The following is an 18,914-nucleotide window of genomic DNA, read 5'->3' on the forward strand; positions in this document are numbered from 1 at the left end:
CTACTTCCCTGCCGCCGGCTTGAGCCGTGCCCCGGCCGCCGTGTCCTCGACGACGAGGCCCAGCGCCTGGATGCCGTCGCGGATGGCGTCCGCGCGCGGCCAGTCCTTCTCGGCACGCGCCTGGGCACGTGCGGCGAGCAGGGCCGTGGCGGCGTCGTCGGCGTCGTCCCCCGTGAAGCCTGCCTGCGCGCAGGCCAGGTCCACGAGCTCGTGCGGGAGGGTCGTCTCGGCCACGCGCACCGAGTCGATGCCCAGGACGCCGAGCAGCTCCGCGATCGTGTCGGACGCGCGCAGCACCGCCGAGCAGCACAGGTCGGCGCCCGACTCGTCCAGGTAGGTGTTCGCCGTGGTCACGAGCCCGAACACGGCCGCGAGCGCACCGGCGGTGTTGAAGTCGTCGTCCATCTGGCGCACGAACTCCTCGCGGCAGGCGCGCACGGCGTCGCCCAGCACGTGGTCCGCGTCACAGACCGTGTGGTCGGCGCTGCTCGACGACTCGGCCGCCCAACGGAGGTTGGCGACCGTGCCGCGGATGCGCTCGAGCGTGCCCAGGGTGCCATCGAGCCTCGAGAACGAGAAGTCCAGCGGCGAGCGGTAGTGGGTCTGCAGCATGAGCAGGCGCACGGCATCGGCCGGGTACTTGTCGAGCACCTCCTTCAAGGTGTAGAAGTTGCCCAGGCTCTTGCTCATCTTCTCGCCGTCCACGCGCAGCATCCCCGTGTGCATCCACACGTTGGCGAGCTTCTCGTGCCAGCAGCACGTGGCCTGGGCGCTCTCGTTCTCGTGGTGCGGGAAGACCAGGTCGGACCCGCCGCCGTGGATGTCGATGGGCGTGCCCAGGTAGCGATGGATCATCGTGCAGCACTCGGTGTGCCACCCGGGACGGCCCGCCCCCCATGGGGAGTCCCAGCTGGGCTCGCCGGGCTTGGCCGCCTTCCAGAGGGCGAAGTCGAGCGGGTCGTGCTTGTCGGAGTTCTCCTCGATGCGCGCGCCCACCATGAGGTCGTCGACGTTGCGCCCCGAGACGGTGCCGTAGGTGGGGCAGCTGCGGACCGAGAAGTACACGTCGCCCGAGGCCACCGCATAGGCGTTGCCCTGCTCGATGAGGCTCGAGACCATCTCGATCATCGGGCCGATCTCGTGCGTGGCGCGCGGACGGATGTCGGGGTCGAGGACGTTCAGGCGCCGCATCTGGGCGATGAAGGCCTCCGAGAACTCGGTGGCGACCTCCTCTGCCGTGCGGCCCTGCTCGTTGGCACGGTTGATGATCTTGTCGTCGACGTCGGTGAGGTTCTGGGCGAAGGTGACCTCGTAGCCCTTGTACGAGAGGTACCTGCGGATGACGTCGAACGAGAGGAACGTGCGGCCGTTGCCGATGTGGATCTGGTCGTAGACCGTGGGGCCACAGACGTACATGCGGATCCTGCCGGGCTCGATGGGCTCGAGCTCCTGCTTCTTGTGCATCTGGGTGTTGTAGACGAGCATGCTCACTCCTTGCCTCGGCCGGGCGCCCCGGTCTCGTTGTCTGCCTGCGTCGTCGCAGATGCCGGGGCATCCGTGCCCACAGGCTCGCCGGTGAGGCGGGCCACCAGGGCCTCGAGCTCGCTCACGCGGGCCGAGAGGGCGTCGACGGTCTGGTCGAGCGGGTCGGGGAGGTACTCGCGGTGCTCGGTGTCCTCGCGCTGCTCGATGGCCTTCTCGATTGTAGCGGCGTCGGAGGTGTCAGGGCAGGGCAGGGCCTCCGTCGCACGGCGCACACGCACGCCGCCCGCCGTGGTGACGTGGCCCGGCACGCCCACGACGGTGCAGTCGGACGGCACGTCCCGCACCACCACGGCGCCCCCGCCCACCTTGCAGCGGTCGCCGAGGAAGATGTCGCCCAGCACCTTGGCGCCGACCCCCACCGTGACGCCGTTGCCCAGGGTGGGATGGCGCTTGCCGTGCTGCTTGCCGGTGCCGCCCAGGGTGACGCCCTGGTAGAGCATGCAGTCGTCGCCGATGATGGTGGTCTCGCCGATGACGATGCCCATGCCGTGGTCGATCACGAACCTGCGCCCGATGGTGGCACCAGGATGGATCTCGATGCCATAGCGATGGCGCGACAGGGTCGAGAGGCTGCGCGCGAGCAGGTGGTGCCCCGCCTCCCAGAGCCTGTGCTGGCGACGGTATGCCCAGATGGCACGCATGCCAGGTGAGTTGAGGTAGATGGAGAGGTCGCTCGTGGCGGCCGGGTCATGGGCCCGGAAGGCCTCGATGTCCTCGCGATGCTTCTTAAACATGGCTTCCTTCGTATGGGGCTGCTGGTGGTGATGGTACGCCATCCGACAAGAACAGGCACGCCGGGCGGGACTGCGCCCACGGTGGCATGGCTGACGTCACGCCCGCGTCTCGTCGAGCAGACAGACCGCCCAGGCCGCGATCCCCTCGCCGCGCCCCGTGTAACCGAGGCCCTCGGTGGTCGTCGCCTTGATGCCCACATGATCAGGCGGGACGCCGAGCGCACGCGCGACGCGGTGGCGCATCTCGTCCCGGTAGGGGGCGAGCTTGGGCGCCTGGGCGGCGATCGTACAGTCGCAGTCGGCGAGCTCGAAGCCATGGGTCCGGGCGATCTCCATCGCCTTCGAGAGGAGCACGAGCGAGTCGGCGCCCTCGTAGGCGGGGTCGGTATCGGGGAAGAGCTGGCCTATGTCGCCCAGGCGCGCGGCGCCCAGGATGGCATCGGCGATGGCATGCACGCAGACGTCGGCATCGGAGTGGCCGAGGAGCCCTCGCTCGTAGGGGACGTGGACGCCACCGAGGACGAGCTCGCGACCCTCGACCAGCCTGTGGACGTCGAAGCCGTGACCGATGCGCATCTAGCGGCCCCCCTCGTCCGCGAAGGCGCTCGAGAGGCGGGCGTGCAGGACCGCCTCGACGAACGTGAGGTCCTCGGGCACCGTGAGCTTGATGTTGTCGCGCTGGGCGGCCACCATGGCCACGCGCCCTCCCATGCGCTCCACGAGGCTCGCGTCGTCCGTGCCCACGTAGCCCTCCTTGCGCGCCGCCTCGTGCGCGGCGCGGGCGACCTCGCGCCTGAACACCTGCGGCGTCTGGGCGCACCAGTAGACGGAGCGGTCGGGGGTGGCCACGACCACGCCGTCCTCGACGAGCTTCAGGGTGTCGATGGAGGGCTGGCCGCACACGGCACCGGCCAGCGTGACGTCCTCGCGCACACGGGCGCACGAGGCCTCGATGGTCTCGACCGTGACGAGCGGGCGGGCGGCATCGTGGATGGCCACATACGAGAAGCGCGTCGGCACCGCGTGCACGCCGGCGCGGGCGGAGTCCTGCCGTGCCTTGCCGGCAGCCACGAGCATGACCGGCACCGAGAGCGTGATGGGGGCCACGACCTCGTCGGCGAAGGCCTCCATGGCGTCCTCGGGGCACACGAGCACGATGGCGCCTATCGAGGGGGCTCGCCCGAAGGCCATGAGCGACCACGAGGCCACGGGAAGGCCAGCCACGTCGACGAGCAGCTTGCCCCGCGGGTCGCCGAAGCGCTCGCCGGAGCCACCGGCCACGATGACGGCGCAGGTGTCACCTGGTACGGCGAGGTCCTCCACGAGCTGGGGAGCTGGTGAGGGGCAGACCTGCATCATTCCTTCTTCCCCCACATGCGGTACAGGCTGTCGGCCAGGATCGTGGGGTTCTTGACGCCCAGCTCGTCGAGGCGGCTGGGGTTCTGCTCGACGTCGTCGAGGATCTCCTGCAGGCTGCCGTACTCGTCGACGAGCTTGTCGGCCATGCCCTCGCGGACCACCGAGATGCGCGACAGGGTGCGCAGCCCCAGCGGCGCCATGACGGAGTCCTCGGTGAGGTCGTCGAAGCCGAGCAGGTGGGCCACGCGCTTGGGCGAGCGGAGCTGGTCCGCCTCGGTGTCGTGGAACTGCTTGCGGATGGAGGCCGCGGCCTCCTCGGAGGAGTCATGGGCGTAGTCGCGGATCATGAGGGTGTACTCCTCGTCCATGTCCCCCACGAGCTGGCTGCGCTGCATCTCGACCGTGCGGCCCGACGTGCCCAGCTCGGAGATGCACGAGTCGAGCTCGTCGGCAGCCGTCATGAGCACCTCGAAGTACGAGAAGATCGTGGCGATGTCGCCCAGGGTGACGTAGTTGTCGAGCTCGAGGGACGTGAGGCGCAGCAGGTTGCGGTCAAGCGACTGACGCGTGGTCTGGAGGGTCACGAGCAGCTGGTTGACGTTGGTCATGACCTCGGCCACCGTGCGGAGCTGGTGCGAGTGCCCGCCGAGGTACACGTTCACCACCTGACGGCGCTCCGACACCGAGATCACCGTGGCGTCGGTGAGCAGGCTCATGCGCGCCGCCGTGCGGTGGCGCATGCCCGTCTCGCTGGTGGGGAGCGACGGGTCGGGGTTGAGGTGGAAGTTGGCGCGGAGGATCTGCGTGAGGTCCTTGTCGATGACGATGGCGCCGTCCATCTTGGAGAGCTCGAAGAGGCGGTTGGCCGTGAAGGAGATGTTGAGCGGGAAGCCGTCGTTGCCCGCGGCGAGGACGGCCTCCTCGTCGCCCACGCAGATGAGGGCCCCGAGGTGACCCGCGATGATCATGTCGAGCGCAAGCCTGAGGGCGGTTCCCTGGCGCCGTGCGCCTGATGGCCTTCTCAAGCCGCTCCGCGGCCTCGCTGTCCTCCACGGGCGTTGCCTCCATGCGCGCACCTCCACCTTAGGCGGGGATGCGCCCCGCCAGAGTCGTCGTCTCCTGCCATCATACGCCCGCCGAGCGGGACGTTCCCCGTCGCGTCCGCAAGCAGCACCTATAAAGTGCCGAACCGCCTGCACGGCGGGGAGGCGTCACGCCTCGGAGGCTGCCGCCCCGTCGGATGTCGACGCGGCCGGGAGGCCTGCGGCACCCGTCGACGGGCCTTCGCCGCCCGACGCCAGCGTCTGGCGATGGCGAGGCGCGGGGATGGTCCCGGTGCCATGGGTGAAGACGATCTTGCCGTCGGAGACGTCCACCTCCACGATGTCGCCCGGCTTCCACTCGCCCGAGAGGAACTCCTCCGAGAGCGGGTCCTCGATGAGGGTCTGGATGGCGCGGCGCAGGGGGCGCGCCCCGTAGGTCGGGTCGGAGCCCTCCTTGGCCACGAGGGCCTTGGCGGCATCGGTGAGCTCGATGGACATGCCCTGCTCGACCAGGCGGTCACGCAGGTCGGCGACCATGAGGTCGACGATGGACTTGAGCTGCTCGTCCGTGAGCGACTTGAAGACCACCACCTCGTCCACGCGGTTGAGGAACTCGGGACGGAAGAGCTTCTTGAGCTCGGACGTCGCGCGCTGCTTGATCTCCTTGTCGGACAGGCCGTGACCGCCCTCGCCGCCGAAGCCCACGGTGGAGGTCTGCGCGATCTCGCGCGCGCCCACGTTGGACGTCATGATGATGACGGTGTTGGAGAAGTCGACCTTGCGGCCCTGGCCGTCGGTGAGGCGTCCCTCGTCCAGGATCTGGAGCAGGATGTTGAAGACGTCAGGATGGGCCTTCTCGATCTCGTCGAAGAGGACGACCGAGTAGGGCTTGCGGCGGACGGCCTTGGTGAGCTCGCCGCCCTCGTCATAGCCCACGTATCCCGGGGGCGCACCCACGAGCTTGGAGACGGCGAACTTCTCCATGAACTCGGACATGTCGAAGGTGATGAGGGCGTCCTCGCTGCCGAAGAGGAACTCGGCGAGCGACTTGGCGAGCTCGGTCTTGCCCACGCCCGAGGGGCCCAGGAAGACGAACGAGCCGCCCGGACGACGCGGGATCCTTGAGGGGGCTGCGGCTGCGGCGGATGGCACGCGCCACGGCCGAGATGGCCTCGTCCTGGCCGATGACGCGCTCGTGCAGCACGTCCTCGCAGCGCAGGAGCTTGGAGGCCTCGGCCTCGGTGAGGTTGGAGACGGGCACGCCCGTGATGGACGAGACCACGTCCGCGATCTCGGGCTCGTCCACGGTGACCACGTTGGCGTCGAGCTTGGCGCGCCAGGCCGCCTCGAGCTCGTCGCGCTTGGCCGAGAGCTCCTTCTCGCGGTCGCGCATGGAGGCGGCACGCTCGAACTCCTGGGCGGAGGCCGCCTGGGCCTTCTCGTCGCGGACCTTCACGAGCTCCTCGTCCACCTGGGCTATCTCGGGCGGGAGCACCATCTTGTGCACACGCGTGCGCGCGCCGGCCTCGTCGATGACGTCGATGGCCTTGTCGGGCAGGAAGCGGTCCTGCACGTAGCGGTTCGAGAGCGTCGCCGCGGCCACGAGGGCCTCGTCGGTGTAGCGCACGTGGTGGTGCTCCTCGTAGCGGCCACGCAGGCCCTGCAGGATCTTGATGGTGTCGTCCACGGAGGGCTCGTTCACGAACACCGGCTGGAAGCGGCGCTCGAGCGCGGAGTCCTTCTCGATGTGCTTGCGGTACTCCTCGGCCGTGGTGGCACCGATGACCTGGATCTCACCACGCGAGAGGGGCGGCTTCAGGATCGAGGCCGCGTCGATGGAGCCCTCGGCAGAGCCGGCGCCGATGATGGTGTGGAGCTCGTCGATGAACAGGATGTCGTCCTTGGACTCGGCGACCTCGTTGATGACGCGCTTCAGGCGGTCCTCGAACTCGCCGCGGTACTTGGAGCCGGCCACGAGGGCCGCCACGTCAAGCGTCCAGATCTGCTTGCCGCGCAGCACGTCGGGCACGGTGCCCGAGGCGATGAGCTGGGCCAGGCCCTCGGCCAGCGCGGTCTTGCCCACGCCAGGGTCGCCCAGGATGAGCGGGTTGTTCTTCTGACGGCGGGCGAGCACCTGCATGATGCGCTCGATCTCGGCGTCACGACCGATCACCGGGTCGAGCTTGCCGTCGGCGGCGAGCTTGGTGAGGTTGCGTCCGTACTCCTCGAGCATGGACTTCTCGTCGTCACCGCCGCCCATGCCCTCGGGGCCGATCCTGACCTCGGCCACGGTGGGCTTGGGCTGGGAGGTCTCGGGGTTCTGGTCCATGAGCTCGTTCACGGCGCTGCGCACCGCGTCGCCCGAGACGCCCATTCGGGAGAGCGCCTCCATGGCCACGCCGTTGCCCTCGCGCACGATGCCCAGGAGCAGGTGCTCGGTCGAGATGTAGGTCTGGCCGTGGGTCATGGTCTCGCGGTAGGCACCCTCGAGCACGCGCTTGGCACGCGGCGTGAACGGGATGTGGCCGCCAGGCACGGGCTCGGCCTCGCGCTCCGTGATCTCACGGACGGTGGCGGCCGTCTCGTCGTAGGTGACGTCGAGCTTGGCCAGGGCCTGGGCGGCGATGCCGTCACCCTCCTTGATGAGGGCGAGCAGCAGGTGCTCGGTGCCCACGTACATCTGACCGAGCTGACGAGCCTCGTCCTGGGCGAGCGACATGACCTTGCGCGCCCGGTCGGTGAACTTCTCGAACATGGGGTTCCTCTATTCCGCCTGGGGGCGCTTGCGCGAAGGAGGACAGGAGGACCTGGTCGCGCCGCACCGCCCACGCCGATTGTCTGGGTGGCTTCGGTACCACTCTACCCTTCGGACCCATGTGGCTTACATGCGCAAGCAGAAGTTCGCAGAACGCGATACGGCGACGTGGGCCGGTGGCCGCGTTGCACGACGCTTTCGACCGGCGGCTCCTCTTGGCCTTACGCCTCGGGACGCATGTGCGGGAAGAGGAGCACGTCCCTGATCGAGGCCTGGTCGGTGAGGAGCATCACCATGCGGTCGATGCCGAAGCCGATGCCGCCCGCGGGGGGCATGCCGTACTCGAGCGCGCGGATGAAGTCCGTGTCGTAGCCCATGGCCTCGTCGTCACCGTGGGCCTTGGCCTCCATCTGGGCCGCGAAGCGCGCCTCCTGGTCGACCGGGTCGTTGAGCTCGGTGAAGGCGTTGGCGTACTCATGGCCCGCGATGACGAGCTCGAAGCGGTCGGTCAGGCGGTCGTCCTCGGGCTTGCGCTTGGCCAGGGGCGACACCTCCACGGGGTAGTCGCACACGAAGGTCGGGTCGACGATGGTGCACTCGACCAGCTCGTCATAGAGCTCGAACACGAGCTTGCCGGCGCCCCAGTCGTCCTTGCAGGGGATGTCGTGGGCCTCGGCCAGCTCGCGCAGGTGCGCGACCGGCGTGTCGAGCGTGACCTCCTCGCCCACGACCTCGCTCACGAGCTCGCACATGGGGCGGCTCTGCCAGGTGCCCGACAGGTCGATGTCGGTCCCCTGGTAGGTGATGTGCTCGCCGCAGCCCGCCGCCTCGGCGGCCGCGCGGAAGACGCCCTCGGCGAGCTCCTTCATGCCCGAGAGGTCGGTGTAGGCGCAATAGGCCTCCATCGAGGTGAACTCGGGGTTGTGGGTGAGGTCCATGCCCTCGTTGCGGAAGCAGCGGCCGATCTCGCAGACACGGTCGAAGCCGCCCACGAGCAGCCGCTTCAGGGGGAGCTCCGTGGCGATGCGCAGGTAGCACTCGGTGTCGAGCGCGTTGTAGTGGGTCACGAAGGGCTTGGCGTTGGCCCCGCCCATGATGTCCTGCAGGATGGGCGTCTCGACCTCGTAGTAGCCCTGGGCGTCCATGTAGTGCCTGATGCCGGACACGATGTGGAAGCGCCGCACGAACGTCTCGCGCACGTCGTCGTTCACGATGAGGTCGACGTAGCGCTGGCGGTAGCGGGTCTCCTTGTCGGTGAGGCCATGGAACTTGTCGGGCAGGGGACGGCACGACTTCGAGAGGAGCGTGAGGGCCGTCGGGCTCACCGAGAGCTCGCCGCGGCGGGTGCGCAGCACGCAGCCCTCCACGCCGATGATGTCACCGAGGTCGAGCTGCCCCAGGAGGTCCCAGGCGGCGTCGCCCAGGACGTTCTTGCGGCAGAACAGCTGGATGGTGCCCGTGGAGTCCTGGAGCACGAGGAAGGCGATCTTGCCCTGGTTCCGGAGGGCCCTGATGCGGCCGGCCACGCGGAACGAGTCCGTGGTGTCCTCGCCGTCGGCCAGCGCGGCGTAGCGCTCGGTCAGCTCGCCCGCGTGGGCCGTGACGTCGAAGTTGCGCGGATAGGGGTCGATGCCCTCCTCGATGAGGGCGGCACGACGGCCCAGGCGGACCTCGCGCTCGTCTGCGACCGACTCCGTGGCCTGCGTCCCCTGGTTGTCCGATGCCTCTGCCATGTGCCTCTCCTTGTGCCTTGCCGCGGATGCGGCAGCCGTCTCATGCCATGCCTCGCGCCGCGTCCACGCGTGAGAAGTAAAAGCGCGCCTCACCCGCATGCTGCGAGGGAGACGCGCCGTCCGTGTCTGGGGGTGCGCCCTAGCGCGTGATCTTGATGACCTTGTAGCTGTTCGTCTTGCCGGAGGGGGTGACGACGTCGAAGGTCTCGCCCTTCTTGTGACCGATGACGGCCGCGCCCACGGGGCTCTCGTTCGAGATGCGGTGCTCGAGGGAGTTGGTCTCGGTGGTGCCCACGAGGGTGAACTCGATCTTCTTGCCCTTGGCGTCCTCGAGGGTGATGGTGCAGCCGATGGAGGCCACCATGCTGCGCTTGGTGCCGCCGGCGTCGGCCGAGACCGTCGCCGTGGCAAGGATCTTGCGGATCTCGGCGATGCGGGAGGCGTTCTTGGACTGCTCCTCCTTGGCATCGTCGTACTCGGAGTTCTCGGAGAGGTCGCCGAAGTCGCGGGCGACCTTGATGCGCTCGATGATCTCTGCGTCCTTCTCGCCCTCGCGGTAGGCGAGCTCGTCGACGAGCTTGTCGCGGCCCTCGGGGGTAAGGATGATTTCGCTGTTCGCCATGTTCAACTCTCTGTTCGTCGTGCTCGGTCAGGAGATGTGCAGCCCAGCGGAGCTAGGCCTCGGGGTGCAGGGGGGCGCCGCACTTGGTGCAGAAGTCGGCGGAGGCGGCGTTCTTGGTCCCGCACTTGGGGCAGAAGCAGGACTCCTCGTCAGAGGCGGCCTCGCCGTCGGCAGGCTTGTCCTCGGCAGCGGAGGCGTCGGAGTCCTCGGCCGGGGCATCCGCGTCCTCCTCGGCGACGACCTCGACGGCGTCGTCCTTGTCGGACTTCTTGCCGTCCTTGCCGTCATCGCCCATGCCCTCGCGGATGTTCTTGACGGTCTTGCCCACGGAGGCACCGAGCTTCGGCAGGTTCTTGGGCCCGAAGATCACGAGGATGATGACGAGGATGATGACGAGTTCGGGAATACCCAATCCAAGAATCATTGTGTTCCCTCCAGTAGGGGTCATTTCTAAGGTCCGGGCTGGACGCCCCGACGTGTGAGCTTCTAGAACAGACGATAGTATAGCCGAGTGACGTCTTGTGCCACAATCTAAACTCCGTCTACCCACCTTTGCACATGACGAGGTCATCCTTGGCTCAGGTTCTCATCATCGCGAGCGCCATCGGCCTGGCGCTCCTCCTCTTCGGCAGGTTCGCGCTGCCGCGCCTGCTCGAATGGCGCGGCGTGCACCTCACCCGCCACACCAGGTTCGGCATGGCGCTCGTCTTCGACTCGACCGACGCGGACGGCACGCCCATCCGCCTGCTCAACGTGGGCGGGACCTTCCAGTCGGTCTCGTACGTGAGCGACGAACTGTGGTGCGAGCTCGTGTGCGCCTATCACCGCACGTTCGCCCAGGTGCTCGAGATGGCGCCCGCCGTGCACACGGCGGCGGTGCTCGGCGGGGGCGGCTACTCGTTCCCCAAGTACCTACTCACGCACGATCCCTCGGTGCAGGTGTCCGTGGTCGAGATCGACCCCGCCGTGACCGACCTGGCACGGCGCTACTTCCTCCTCGACCGCCTCGAGGCCCTGCCCGGCGTGGCAGGACGCCTCGACCTCGTGTGCGACGACGCCTGGGGATGGCTGCGCGCCCATGACGAGCCGCTCGACCTCATCGTGAACGACGCCTTCTCGGGAGGCCACCCGCTCGGGGCGCTCGCCTGCGACGAGGGCGCCCGCCTCATCCACGGGCACCTCTCGCCAGAAGGCATCTACCTGGCGAACGTACGCTCCAAGCTGGAAGGTCGCGCCTCGCACGTGCTCGTGGACACCGCCGACGCCTTCGCCCGCGAGTTCGCCCATGTCTATGTCTTCCCCGAGCGTGCCGACGAGCCCGACAAGATCAACAACAACGCGTTGGTGGCCTGCGACGTCGAGCTGCCTTGCAACGGTGCCTGGACGGGAGCCATCGACCTGGCCGAATGGCAGGACCAGGCCTGACGAGAATGACGGCGCCGCCCGAGAGGCAGCGCCGTCCCCGAGTCGTCGTCCCTCTCGGCGGCCTAGTGCACCAGGCCGGCAGCCTCGTCGCAGGAGCAGGTGCGCTCGGTCGGCAGCGCGGGGACCATGACCTCGAGAAGCTGGCGGACCCGCCCGAGGTTCTCGCCGAAGACGCGCGTGACGTCATCGGCCTTGACGGCCTCATACTTGCCGAGGCCTGCGTCGTAGTCGGTCACGAGGCAGACGCCGCAGTAGCAGATGCCCAGCTCACGGGCGAGCCACGCCTCGGGGTACTGGGTCATGTTGACGCAGCTCCAGCCCATCTTGGTGAACCAGGCGCTCTCGGCCGCGGTGGAGAAGCGCGGCCCCTGGATGGTCACCACGGTGCCCCCGTCGTGCACGGTGATGCCGAGCTTGCGGCAGCCCTCGACGGCGGCGGCGCGCATCGCGGGGCAGTAGGGCTCGGCCGCGGAGAGGTGCTGCACGCCGAGGCCGGCCTCGTGCGTGAAGAAGGTGTCGGCGCGGTCCTTGGTGCGGTCCACGAACTGGTCGGGCACCACGAAGTCGCCGGGATGGATGTCGAGCGAGAGCGAGCCCACCGAGCACGGGCCGATGACCTGCGTCACGCCCAGCTCGTGCATGCCCCACATGTTGGCGCGGTAGTTGACCTCCGAGGGTGCGTAGGTGTGCTTGTGGCCATGGCGCGGCAGGAAGGCGACGCGACGGCCGCCGATGGTGCCGATGGTGTAGACGTCCGAGGGACGCCCCCACTTGGTGTCGAGGCTGACCTCCTCGGCGTCGCCCTCGAACAGCTCGTAGAACCCGGAGCCGCCGAAGATGCCGATCTCTGCCTGGGGAAGCCCGTCCAACTCGTCTGCCATGGTGTTCCTCTCGTCGATGCGTGTCCGTGCGTGTCCGGATAGATGGTACCGCTTGCCTCGCGGCTCGCGCGGGGCGCGCGGGGCGCCGCTCACTCGTTCCAAGGGGCCTTGCTGCCGTCACTCCTGAGCAGGACCTCGCCGTCGCACGACGTGGCCGTCAGCGCCTGCGCGATGCTGGCGTAGACGTCGTCCTTGTCCTTCTCCATGATGCGCTGCAGCTCGTACTGGGTGGCGAGGCTGTCGGTGGGGGCGACGGACCGCACGATCCTGATCTCGACATGCTGGCGCTCGAGGGTCGAGATGAGCTCGCGGATGCGGTCGGTGGCGCTCACGTCGATGTGCCTCACGCCCGTGACGTCCGCGATGACGAGGCGCGTGTCGGGCCCGACCTGGCGCATGAGCTCGCCCACGAGGGCCCCCACGTTGGCGAACGAGAGCGACTGGTCGAACCGGTAGATGACGACGCCGTCGACCGGGGCCACCGTGCCGTCGTGGGCGTCGAGCCTCGCGAAGTCGCCCGTACCGGCCCCCGCGCCCGCGTCGGCGCCCGACGAGGCCACCACGCCCATGAGGCCATGCTGCGGGTTGTGCCTGCGGTAGACCAGGCAGGCGAACGACAGGACCACGCCGAGCACGACGGCCCAGATGGTCCCCAGGAAGAGGACGCACACCGCCACGGCGAGGAACACCCAGAACTCCAGGCGGATGTGGCGGCCGAGACGACGGATCTTCCTGAACTCGACGGTGTCGACCATCGCCGCGATGACGATCGCCGCCAGGATCGTCGAGGGCATCGCATAGAGCAGCGGGGCCAGGAACAGGACCACCGCCAGCACGGTGACGGCAGCGATGAGCGAGGTCATCTGCGTGCGCGACCCCGCCGACGTGCCGGCGGCCGAACGCGAGACGCTCGCCGAGCAGGCCGCGCTGCCGCAGAGGGCCGAGATGACGTCGGCCACGCCGAAGGCCGCAAGCTCACGGTTCTCCTGGGGCTGGAAGCCCTCGCGCATGGCGAAGGTGTTGACGCAGAGCAGCGACTCGGCCGCCACCACGAAGGCCAGCGTGATGCCGTGCGCCAGCACCTCGGGAAGCCGTGAGGTCACGAACTGGGGCAGCTCGAAGGTGGGCAGGCCCGTGGAGATGCTGCCGAGCACGGCCACGCCCTGTCCCTGGAGGTCGAACGCCTGGCTTGCCACGATGCCCACGACCACGAGCACGAGCGAGAGCGGGAAGTGCGGGCGGAGCCGCTTGCAGACGACGAGCGCCGCGAGCGACGCGAGGCCGATGCCACAGGTCACAGGGTTTGCCTGGGGAAAGCTCGACACCACGGCGACCACGTTGGCGATGAAGTCGTCGCCGGTGGTCACGGTCGTGCCGATGAGCTTCGGGACCTGCGTCACCATGATGAGCACGGCCACGCCCGTGATGAAGCCCACCATGACGGGGATGGGCACGTAGTCCATGAGCTTGCCCAGGTGCAGGAGCGCGAACAGGATGAGGAAGCCGGCGGCCACGAGCGTGATGAGCGGGACCATGCGGACGGCATCGGCAGATCCCAGGGTGATGCCCATGGCGATGAGGGCCGAGCCCGTGGTGGCACTTGCCGCGGAGTCCATGCCGAAGACGACGCCCGGCGTGCCCGTGGCGAGCGCATAGACGATGGCCGGGAAGACCGAGGCATAGAGCCCATAGACCGGGGGCAGGCCGGCGATCTGCGCGTACCCCATGGCGACGGGGATCGAGAGGGCCGCCACGATGAGGCCGGCGATCGCGTCATGGGGAAGGTCCGAGACCTTGTAGCCGCGGAGCGAGGGGAACAGGGAGACGTGCACCCGGGCCTTCGCATCCGTACCGTGTCCTGCCTGCCGTGCCGATGTCGCCATGGCACCCCCATCCCGCTGTCTGGAGACGAACTGCATATCAGCGAGTGTACGCCTTGGCCGGCACCAGGAGGCCTCGGATGGGAGGCGGGCAGACGGCTGGCAGCTCAGCCCTCCGGCGCCTGGTCCCTCTCGTCACGGCCGAACACCCAGGTGCGCTGCACGTTGTAGTTGAGGAAGAAGAGGCAGAAGTCCACCAGGAGCTTGGCCACGCGCTCGTCCATGCCCAACCCCGTGCTGCACAGGTAGACCCCCAGGCTCGAGAGCAGCGCCACGAGGGCGGCCAATGCCAGGTAGCGGGCCGCCGCGTGTCGCCTGCCGCCGGAACGGTCGAAGACCAGGTGACGGTTGAGGTTGTAGTTGATCGTGATCGAGGCGGCTCGGGCCACGTAGGTCCCGATGAGGATGCGCTGGTAGTCCATGCCAGGCATGAGCGGTTGGAGGACGGCGAACAGCAACCAGGCCAAGCCCTGGTCCACCGCCGTGCAGGTGATCGACGACGCCGCGAACCGGAGGAAGCGACGCGAGATGGTATGGCCCCCTACCTGCATGTCCCTCTCCCCTTGCCGATGTGCGAAGACCGATGCGGACACCCGAGAGTGTAACCCCGCGGGCCCTCCCTCAGGACAGCCGGACGGCATCGCCCAGCAGGAGCTCGACGTCCGACGCGACCACGACGTTGTTGTCGGCGACCTCCGGCTCGTCGGCCCCGCACGGCAGCACCCACACGTGCGAGAGGCACGTGCCCAGGGCGACGGTCGCATCGTGCAGCGGAGCCGACTCCCGGCCCTCGAGGGCCGAGACCACGTTGGCCTCGTAGCAGCCGCCCGCCCGCATGCAGGCCCGCGCCGCACCCAGGCCGTCCGGCCCCAGCAGCTCCGAGACGGGCCGGGCACCCCAGAACGCGTCATCGACCACGAGGTCATAGGTCGCGTCGCAGGACTCGAGGTAGCGCAAGGCGTCATCCTCCACGATGCGCAGCCGCCCCAGGCCCTCGCGCGCGCAGAGCCCCTCGAGTCGGTCGAGGTAGAGATGATGCCGCGCCAGCTCGGTCACACGCGGGTCGACCTCGACCACGTCGATGGAGACCCGGGGATAGGTCGTCAGCAGGTGCTTGGGCCAGGCATAGCCGCCCCCGCCCAGCATGAGCACGTGCGCGTCCGCCGGCAACGAGGCCAGCGGCCGGTCGAAGAGCTCGTGATAGGGAAACACCAGGTCTGCCCAGGCATCATAGAGGTAGGTGGCAGACTGGTAGGTACCCGAGACCTCAAGCACGCGGATGGGCCGGCCGACGTCGTCGGTCGTCTCGGTGACATGTGGGCGCGGCGGGCGTCTGGCCATGGTGCCTCCCCGTTCATGATTGATGCCATGACGATAGCAGGATGTGGCACGCGGCAGCCCCCGACAGGACGCGGGACACGCCGACCCACCGTGATTCCCGTGACAGCGTCGCGCCCGTTTGGGCATAGCCCCCTGTGACCATCCGCGGCAGGCATCTGCCATCACAGAGGAGCGACCCATGCAGGACACGATTCCGACCAGCAGCGACGAGGGCAAGGACACCACCGCGACAGGCGAGAGGAACCCCTCGTCAGGTGGTTCCTCTCGATGGGCTGACGTGCCCGAGGCCGCAAGCGCCTCGCTCACATGGACGGCAGGCGACCGGCCGCTCGACTACACCGCCTGCGCCTCGCACCTCGACGTGACCGCCGACGACGGCTCGCCCATCGGCAGGATGTTCTCGCTCTCCTACGTGGCCACGACCGATGGCGCGCCCGACCCGACACGCCCCGTGACCTTCTGCTACAACGGCGGGCCGGGCTGTGCCTCCGTGCCCGTGAACTTCGGCGGGATCGGGCCACGCTGTGTCGTGACCTCGGGCCTTGACCACCTCTCGTCCCCTGCCCAGGTAAAGGACAACCCCTATACGCTGCTCCCCTCCAGCGACCTCGTGTTCCTCGACGCGCTCGGCACGGGCTGGTCGACGGTGGCCGACGGCGTGGACACGGGGAAGGTCTTCGGCATCGACGGGGACGCGGATGCCTTCGCGCGCGCCATCGAATGCTGGATCGAGCGCAACGGACGCTGGTCCAGCCCCGTGTACCTGTTCGGCGAGTCATACGGCACCGTGCGCAACGCCGTGCTCATGCGCCTGCTGGGCGAGCGCAGCGTCCCCGTGGCGGGCGTGGTCATGCTCTCGGCCATCTTCGACTGGGCCCAGACCCTGCCTGGCAACGACCTCTACTACGAGGGGATGCTGCCGGTCTATGCCGCAGCCGCCCAGCACTTCGGCCGCGCCGGCCAGGGCAAGGACGTCGACGCCTGGTACGACGAGGCCCTCGGCTTCGCCGAGACCGACTACGCCCAGGCGCTCATCCTGGGCGACCGCTGCGATGCGGCCCAGAGGGAGCACGTGGCGCAGCGAGTCTCGGAGCTCTGTGGGGTCTCGCGCGGCTTCGTGCTCGAGCGCGACCTCCGCATCGAGCTCGATGACTTCAGGCGCGAGCTCCTGCGCGACGAGGGTCGGGTGTGCGGACGGCTCGACATGCGCTTCTCGTCGGACGCCCCGTCGCACGTGCAGGTCGACTCCGGCTTCTTCGAGGGCGAGGACGCCGCAGACGATGCCGTGGAGTCGGCCTGGACGGCGGCCTTCCGCGACTTCGTCTCACGCGAGCTCGGCTACCGACCGCACCGTCGCTACCTCAACGACAACTACGAGGTCGTCGGCAAGAACTGGCGTTGGGAGCACGAGGAGCCCGGCGTGGGATTCAAGGTGCCCGCGCCCAACGTGGCCGTGGACATCGCGTGCGCCCTCAAGCGCAGCCCCACCACCCGGCTCGCCATCCTGGGCGGTCGCTACGACGCCGCGACGCCGTTCTGGAACGTGCGGCACGACATGGCGGACCTGTTCCTCTCGGACGAGCTCAAGGGCAACATCACCTGGAAGCGCTATGGCTGCGGGCACATGGCCTACGTGGACGTCCCGACGCTCGAGGCCATGGCGGCAGACCTCGCCGCGTTCTACGCAGGACGCTGAGGGCCGCAGGCGCGTCTGCGGCTGCGTCTCCCATGCGGTGCCGCAGCCGCGCATCCCGTCCCGAAGACCTCGCGAGCGCCCGCATCCTCCCCCGACCTGTTACACGAGCGCCCGTGTTCGGCAGGATTCTGTTACACAACCCGACCAGTTCGGCAGGATTCCTGCGAATCGGACGAGTTGTGTAACGGATGGCCCAGGGGAGGGCGCGCATCTGGCCTCGACACGAGGCCCGGTCAGCCGAGAAGGACGTCCCGCCGCCGACGGCCATCGATGCCGCCGCACGCGGAATTACCGAATTCCAGGCACCTCGAACCCACCGTCTGCATCCATATGACCAAAGTATGACCGACATATGGCCGCGAACAAAAAAGGTCGCCGGCTTACGCCGACGACCTGTGCTTTCGTGGTCGGGATGACTGGATTCGAACCAGCGGCCTCTGCGTCCCGAACGCAGCGCTCTACCAAGCTGAGCCACATCCCGATAGCTCAAACATCCTAGCAGATGGATGGGTCGGTGTCACGCCATCTCGCGGGGCCCGTGATCGATGGGTGATGCGGACCTCGCCCACCAGCCCCGGCCCTGCGCGGCCGCGACCACCCGGGCAGCCACGTCGGCACCCTCGCAGACGGCGAAGCATGTGCTGCCGGACCCGGTCACATGCGCGGCCCGTGTCCCGACCTGCCGCGCGAGCCAATCCCGGACCTCGCGCGTGACGGGGTCGAGGAGGCATGCGGCAGGCTCGAGGTTGTTGGCGATCGCGGCCACCACGCCGTCGGCGTCGCCCGCCACGAGAGCGGCGAGCATCGGCCCGATCGGAGCCGCTGCCGGAGGGTCCTTGTCGAAGGCCGCATAGGCGGCTGGGGTCGAGACCCCCTCCCCCGGAGCTCGCACGAGGGCGAGGTGGAGGCTGCCGAGAACCTCGGAGGCCTCGGGATAGGTGCGCTCGAGCACGTCACCGGCACCCGACAGCCAGGCGGCCGGCCCATAGAGGAAGAAGGGCACGTCGGCACCCACCGTGCGCGCCGCCTCGGCGAGGAGCTCGGTGCGACCGCCAAGGTCCCAGAGCCGGTCGAGGGCGAGCAGCACCGCCGCCGCGTCGGACGAGGCACCACCCGTGCCGCTCCGTGCCGGGATGCGCTTCCGTACGTCCACGCGGACGCACGGGTCGTGCCCGGTCGAGCCGGCAAGGGCTTGCACGGCCTTGTAGCAGGTGTTCCCCTGGACCGGGCAGCCAGCGTCGGGGTCGCAGACGACCTCGGTGGACATACCGGGCATGAGCTGCGTCACCGTGACGTCGTCATACACGTCGACGGCGCACATCACGGAGTCCACGCGGTGGTAGCCTCGCGCATCCCGCTGAGGGCGGACGCCAAGATAGAGGTTCACCTTGGCGGGCGCCTCGAAGGTATAGGACGCTCGGCTGGCCATGAGACCTCCTGGAGACTACTCTTCCTCGAGGTCCTCGTGGGGGCCGAAGTCGAACAAGCGCTCGCCCGTGGCCTCGTCGAACAGCTCGACCGTGCCCGTGAGCACGTCGACATACTGGTAGGACTGACGTGCCTTGCGGCCACGACGCTCCTCCACCTCGACCACGAACAGCGAGGGGTGGACCTGCGCGAGGGTGCCGGTGCGCTCGACGATGCGGGAGCGTCCCATGTTGGCCTTCACACGCAGGCGCTGGCCTTGAATCTCCTCGAGGCCATCGTGAATCTGGTCGACTCGGTTGACGGTTGGGGTCTCGTTCTCCATGCCACGTTCCTTAGCGAAGAGGCTTTTCAGCCTGTTGTTTCAGTCGAACGTCTATAGTAGTTCGCGCGCGTATGCCCCTCAAGGCAGGCGCTCGAGATACCACGACATAAGCACGACCGGGCCACGCGGAGGCCCGCATCCAAGAGGTAG

At 68.6% G+C, this 18,914-nt stretch carries 15 protein-coding genes, 1 tRNA gene and 2 pseudogenes; 2 read left to right on the forward strand and 16 right to left on the reverse strand.

Annotated elements, in window-relative coordinates; genetic code table 11:
* The 9 genes and pseudogenes from cysS to tatA form a co-directional block, all read right to left on the reverse strand.
* Entirely contained in the window at nt 1–1,485 is a 1,485-nt protein-coding gene (gene cysS, locus LKE50_01400) for a cysteine--tRNA ligase (protein MCH3967295.1), read from the reverse strand.
* Between the two features lie 2 nt (nt 1,486–1,487).
* A complete protein-coding gene (cysE, locus tag LKE50_01405; protein ID MCH3967296.1) occupies nt 1,488–2,279 on the reverse strand; it encodes a serine O-acetyltransferase in 792 nt (263 codons plus the stop codon).
* A gap of 96 nt (nt 2,280–2,375) precedes the next feature.
* A complete protein-coding gene (gene ispF, locus LKE50_01410; GenBank protein ID MCH3967297.1) occupies nt 2,376–2,855 on the reverse strand; it encodes a 2-C-methyl-D-erythritol 2,4-cyclodiphosphate synthase in 480 nt (159 codons plus the stop codon).
* Nucleotides 2,856–3,638, reverse strand: coding sequence for a 2-C-methyl-D-erythritol 4-phosphate cytidylyltransferase (ispD, locus tag LKE50_01415; GenBank protein ID MCH3967298.1), 783 nt, complete (start codon nt 3,636–3,638; stop codon nt 2,856–2,858). It lies immediately after the preceding gene.
* Nucleotides 3,635–4,706: pseudogene (disA, locus tag LKE50_01420) on the reverse strand (DNA integrity scanning diadenylate cyclase DisA). The gene ispD and the pseudogene disA overlap by 4 nt, the downstream one beginning before the upstream one ends.
* Nucleotides 4,707–4,849: 143 nt before the next feature.
* Nucleotides 4,850–7,436 (reverse strand): annotated as a pseudogene (locus tag LKE50_01425) (ATP-dependent Clp protease ATP-binding subunit).
* Between the two features lie 221 nt (nt 7,437–7,657).
* A complete protein-coding gene (gene lysS / locus LKE50_01430) occupies nt 7,658–9,169 on the reverse strand; it encodes a lysine--tRNA ligase (protein ID MCH3967299.1) in 1,512 nt (503 codons plus the stop codon).
* Between the two features lie 139 nt (nt 9,170–9,308).
* Nucleotides 9,309–9,791, reverse strand: coding sequence for a transcription elongation factor GreA (gene greA, locus LKE50_01435; protein ID MCH3967300.1), 483 nt, complete (start codon nt 9,789–9,791; stop codon nt 9,309–9,311).
* Nucleotides 9,792–9,843: 52 nt separating this feature from the next.
* Nucleotides 9,844–10,215 carry a twin-arginine translocase TatA/TatE family subunit gene (tatA, locus tag LKE50_01440; protein ID MCH3967301.1) on the reverse strand — a complete coding sequence of 124 codons (372 nt, stop codon included), beginning with the start codon at nt 10,213–10,215 and terminating at the stop codon, nt 9,844–9,846.
* 149 nt (nt 10,216–10,364) lie between these two features.
* Here tatA and LKE50_01445 point away from each other — a divergent pair, with 149 nt between their 5' ends.
* Nucleotides 10,365–11,216: a fused MFS/spermidine synthase gene (locus LKE50_01445; GenBank protein MCH3967302.1), complete on the forward strand. Its 852-nt coding sequence runs from the start codon at nt 10,365–10,367 to the stop codon at nt 11,214–11,216.
* A 62-nt stretch (nt 11,217–11,278) separates the two neighbouring features.
* On the opposite strand, the gene LKE50_01450 is transcribed toward LKE50_01445, so the two are convergent.
* From LKE50_01450 to LKE50_01465, 4 genes are all read right to left on the reverse strand, one after another.
* Nucleotides 11,279–12,097 (reverse strand): S-methyl-5'-thioadenosine phosphorylase, encoded by an 819-nt coding sequence (locus LKE50_01450; GenBank protein MCH3967303.1) that lies wholly within the window; start codon nt 12,095–12,097, stop codon nt 11,279–11,281.
* Nucleotides 12,098–12,186: 89 nt separating this feature from the next.
* Nucleotides 12,187–13,980 (reverse strand): SulP family inorganic anion transporter, encoded by a 1,794-nt coding sequence (locus tag LKE50_01455; GenBank protein MCH3967304.1) that lies wholly within the window; start codon nt 13,978–13,980, stop codon nt 12,187–12,189.
* Between the two features lie 104 nt (nt 13,981–14,084).
* Entirely contained in the window at nt 14,085–14,528 is a 444-nt protein-coding gene (locus LKE50_01460) for a GtrA family protein (GenBank protein ID MCH3967305.1), read from the reverse strand.
* Nucleotides 14,529–14,598: 70 nt separating this feature from the next.
* The gene (locus LKE50_01465) at nt 14,599–15,318 is read right to left on the reverse strand and encodes a fused MFS/spermidine synthase (GenBank protein ID MCH3967306.1); all 720 of its coding nucleotides are present in this window, start codon (nt 15,316–15,318) and stop codon (nt 14,599–14,601) included.
* Nucleotides 15,319–15,496: 178 nt separating this feature from the next.
* On the opposite strand from LKE50_01465, the gene LKE50_01470 reads away from it, so the two are divergent.
* Nucleotides 15,497–17,014 carry a peptidase S10 gene (locus LKE50_01470; GenBank protein ID MCH3967307.1) on the forward strand — a complete coding sequence of 506 codons (1,518 nt, stop codon included), beginning with the start codon at nt 15,497–15,499 and terminating at the stop codon, nt 17,012–17,014.
* 404 nt (nt 17,015–17,418) lie between these two features.
* On the opposite strand, the gene LKE50_01475 is transcribed toward LKE50_01470, so the two are convergent.
* The 3 genes from LKE50_01475 to LKE50_01485 all read right to left on the reverse strand — a co-directional run bounded on the left by LKE50_01475 (nt 17,419) and on the right by LKE50_01485 (nt 18,764).
* Nucleotides 17,419–17,495 (reverse strand) — tRNA-Pro (locus LKE50_01475).
* Between the two features lie 36 nt (nt 17,496–17,531).
* The gene (gene ispE, locus LKE50_01480) at nt 17,532–18,443 is read right to left on the reverse strand and encodes a 4-(cytidine 5'-diphospho)-2-C-methyl-D-erythritol kinase (protein ID MCH3967308.1); all 912 of its coding nucleotides are present in this window, start codon (nt 18,441–18,443) and stop codon (nt 17,532–17,534) included.
* Between the two features lie 15 nt (nt 18,444–18,458).
* Complete coding sequence (locus tag LKE50_01485) at nt 18,459–18,764, reverse strand: Veg family protein (GenBank protein ID MCH3967309.1); 306 nt, start codon at nt 18,762–18,764, stop codon at nt 18,459–18,461.
* Nucleotides 18,765–18,914 lie beyond the last annotated feature (150 nt).

It is taken from the genome of Atopobiaceae bacterium, assembly GCA_022483015.1.
Lineage (GTDB): Bacteria > Actinomycetota > Coriobacteriia > Coriobacteriales > Atopobiaceae > JALCUE01.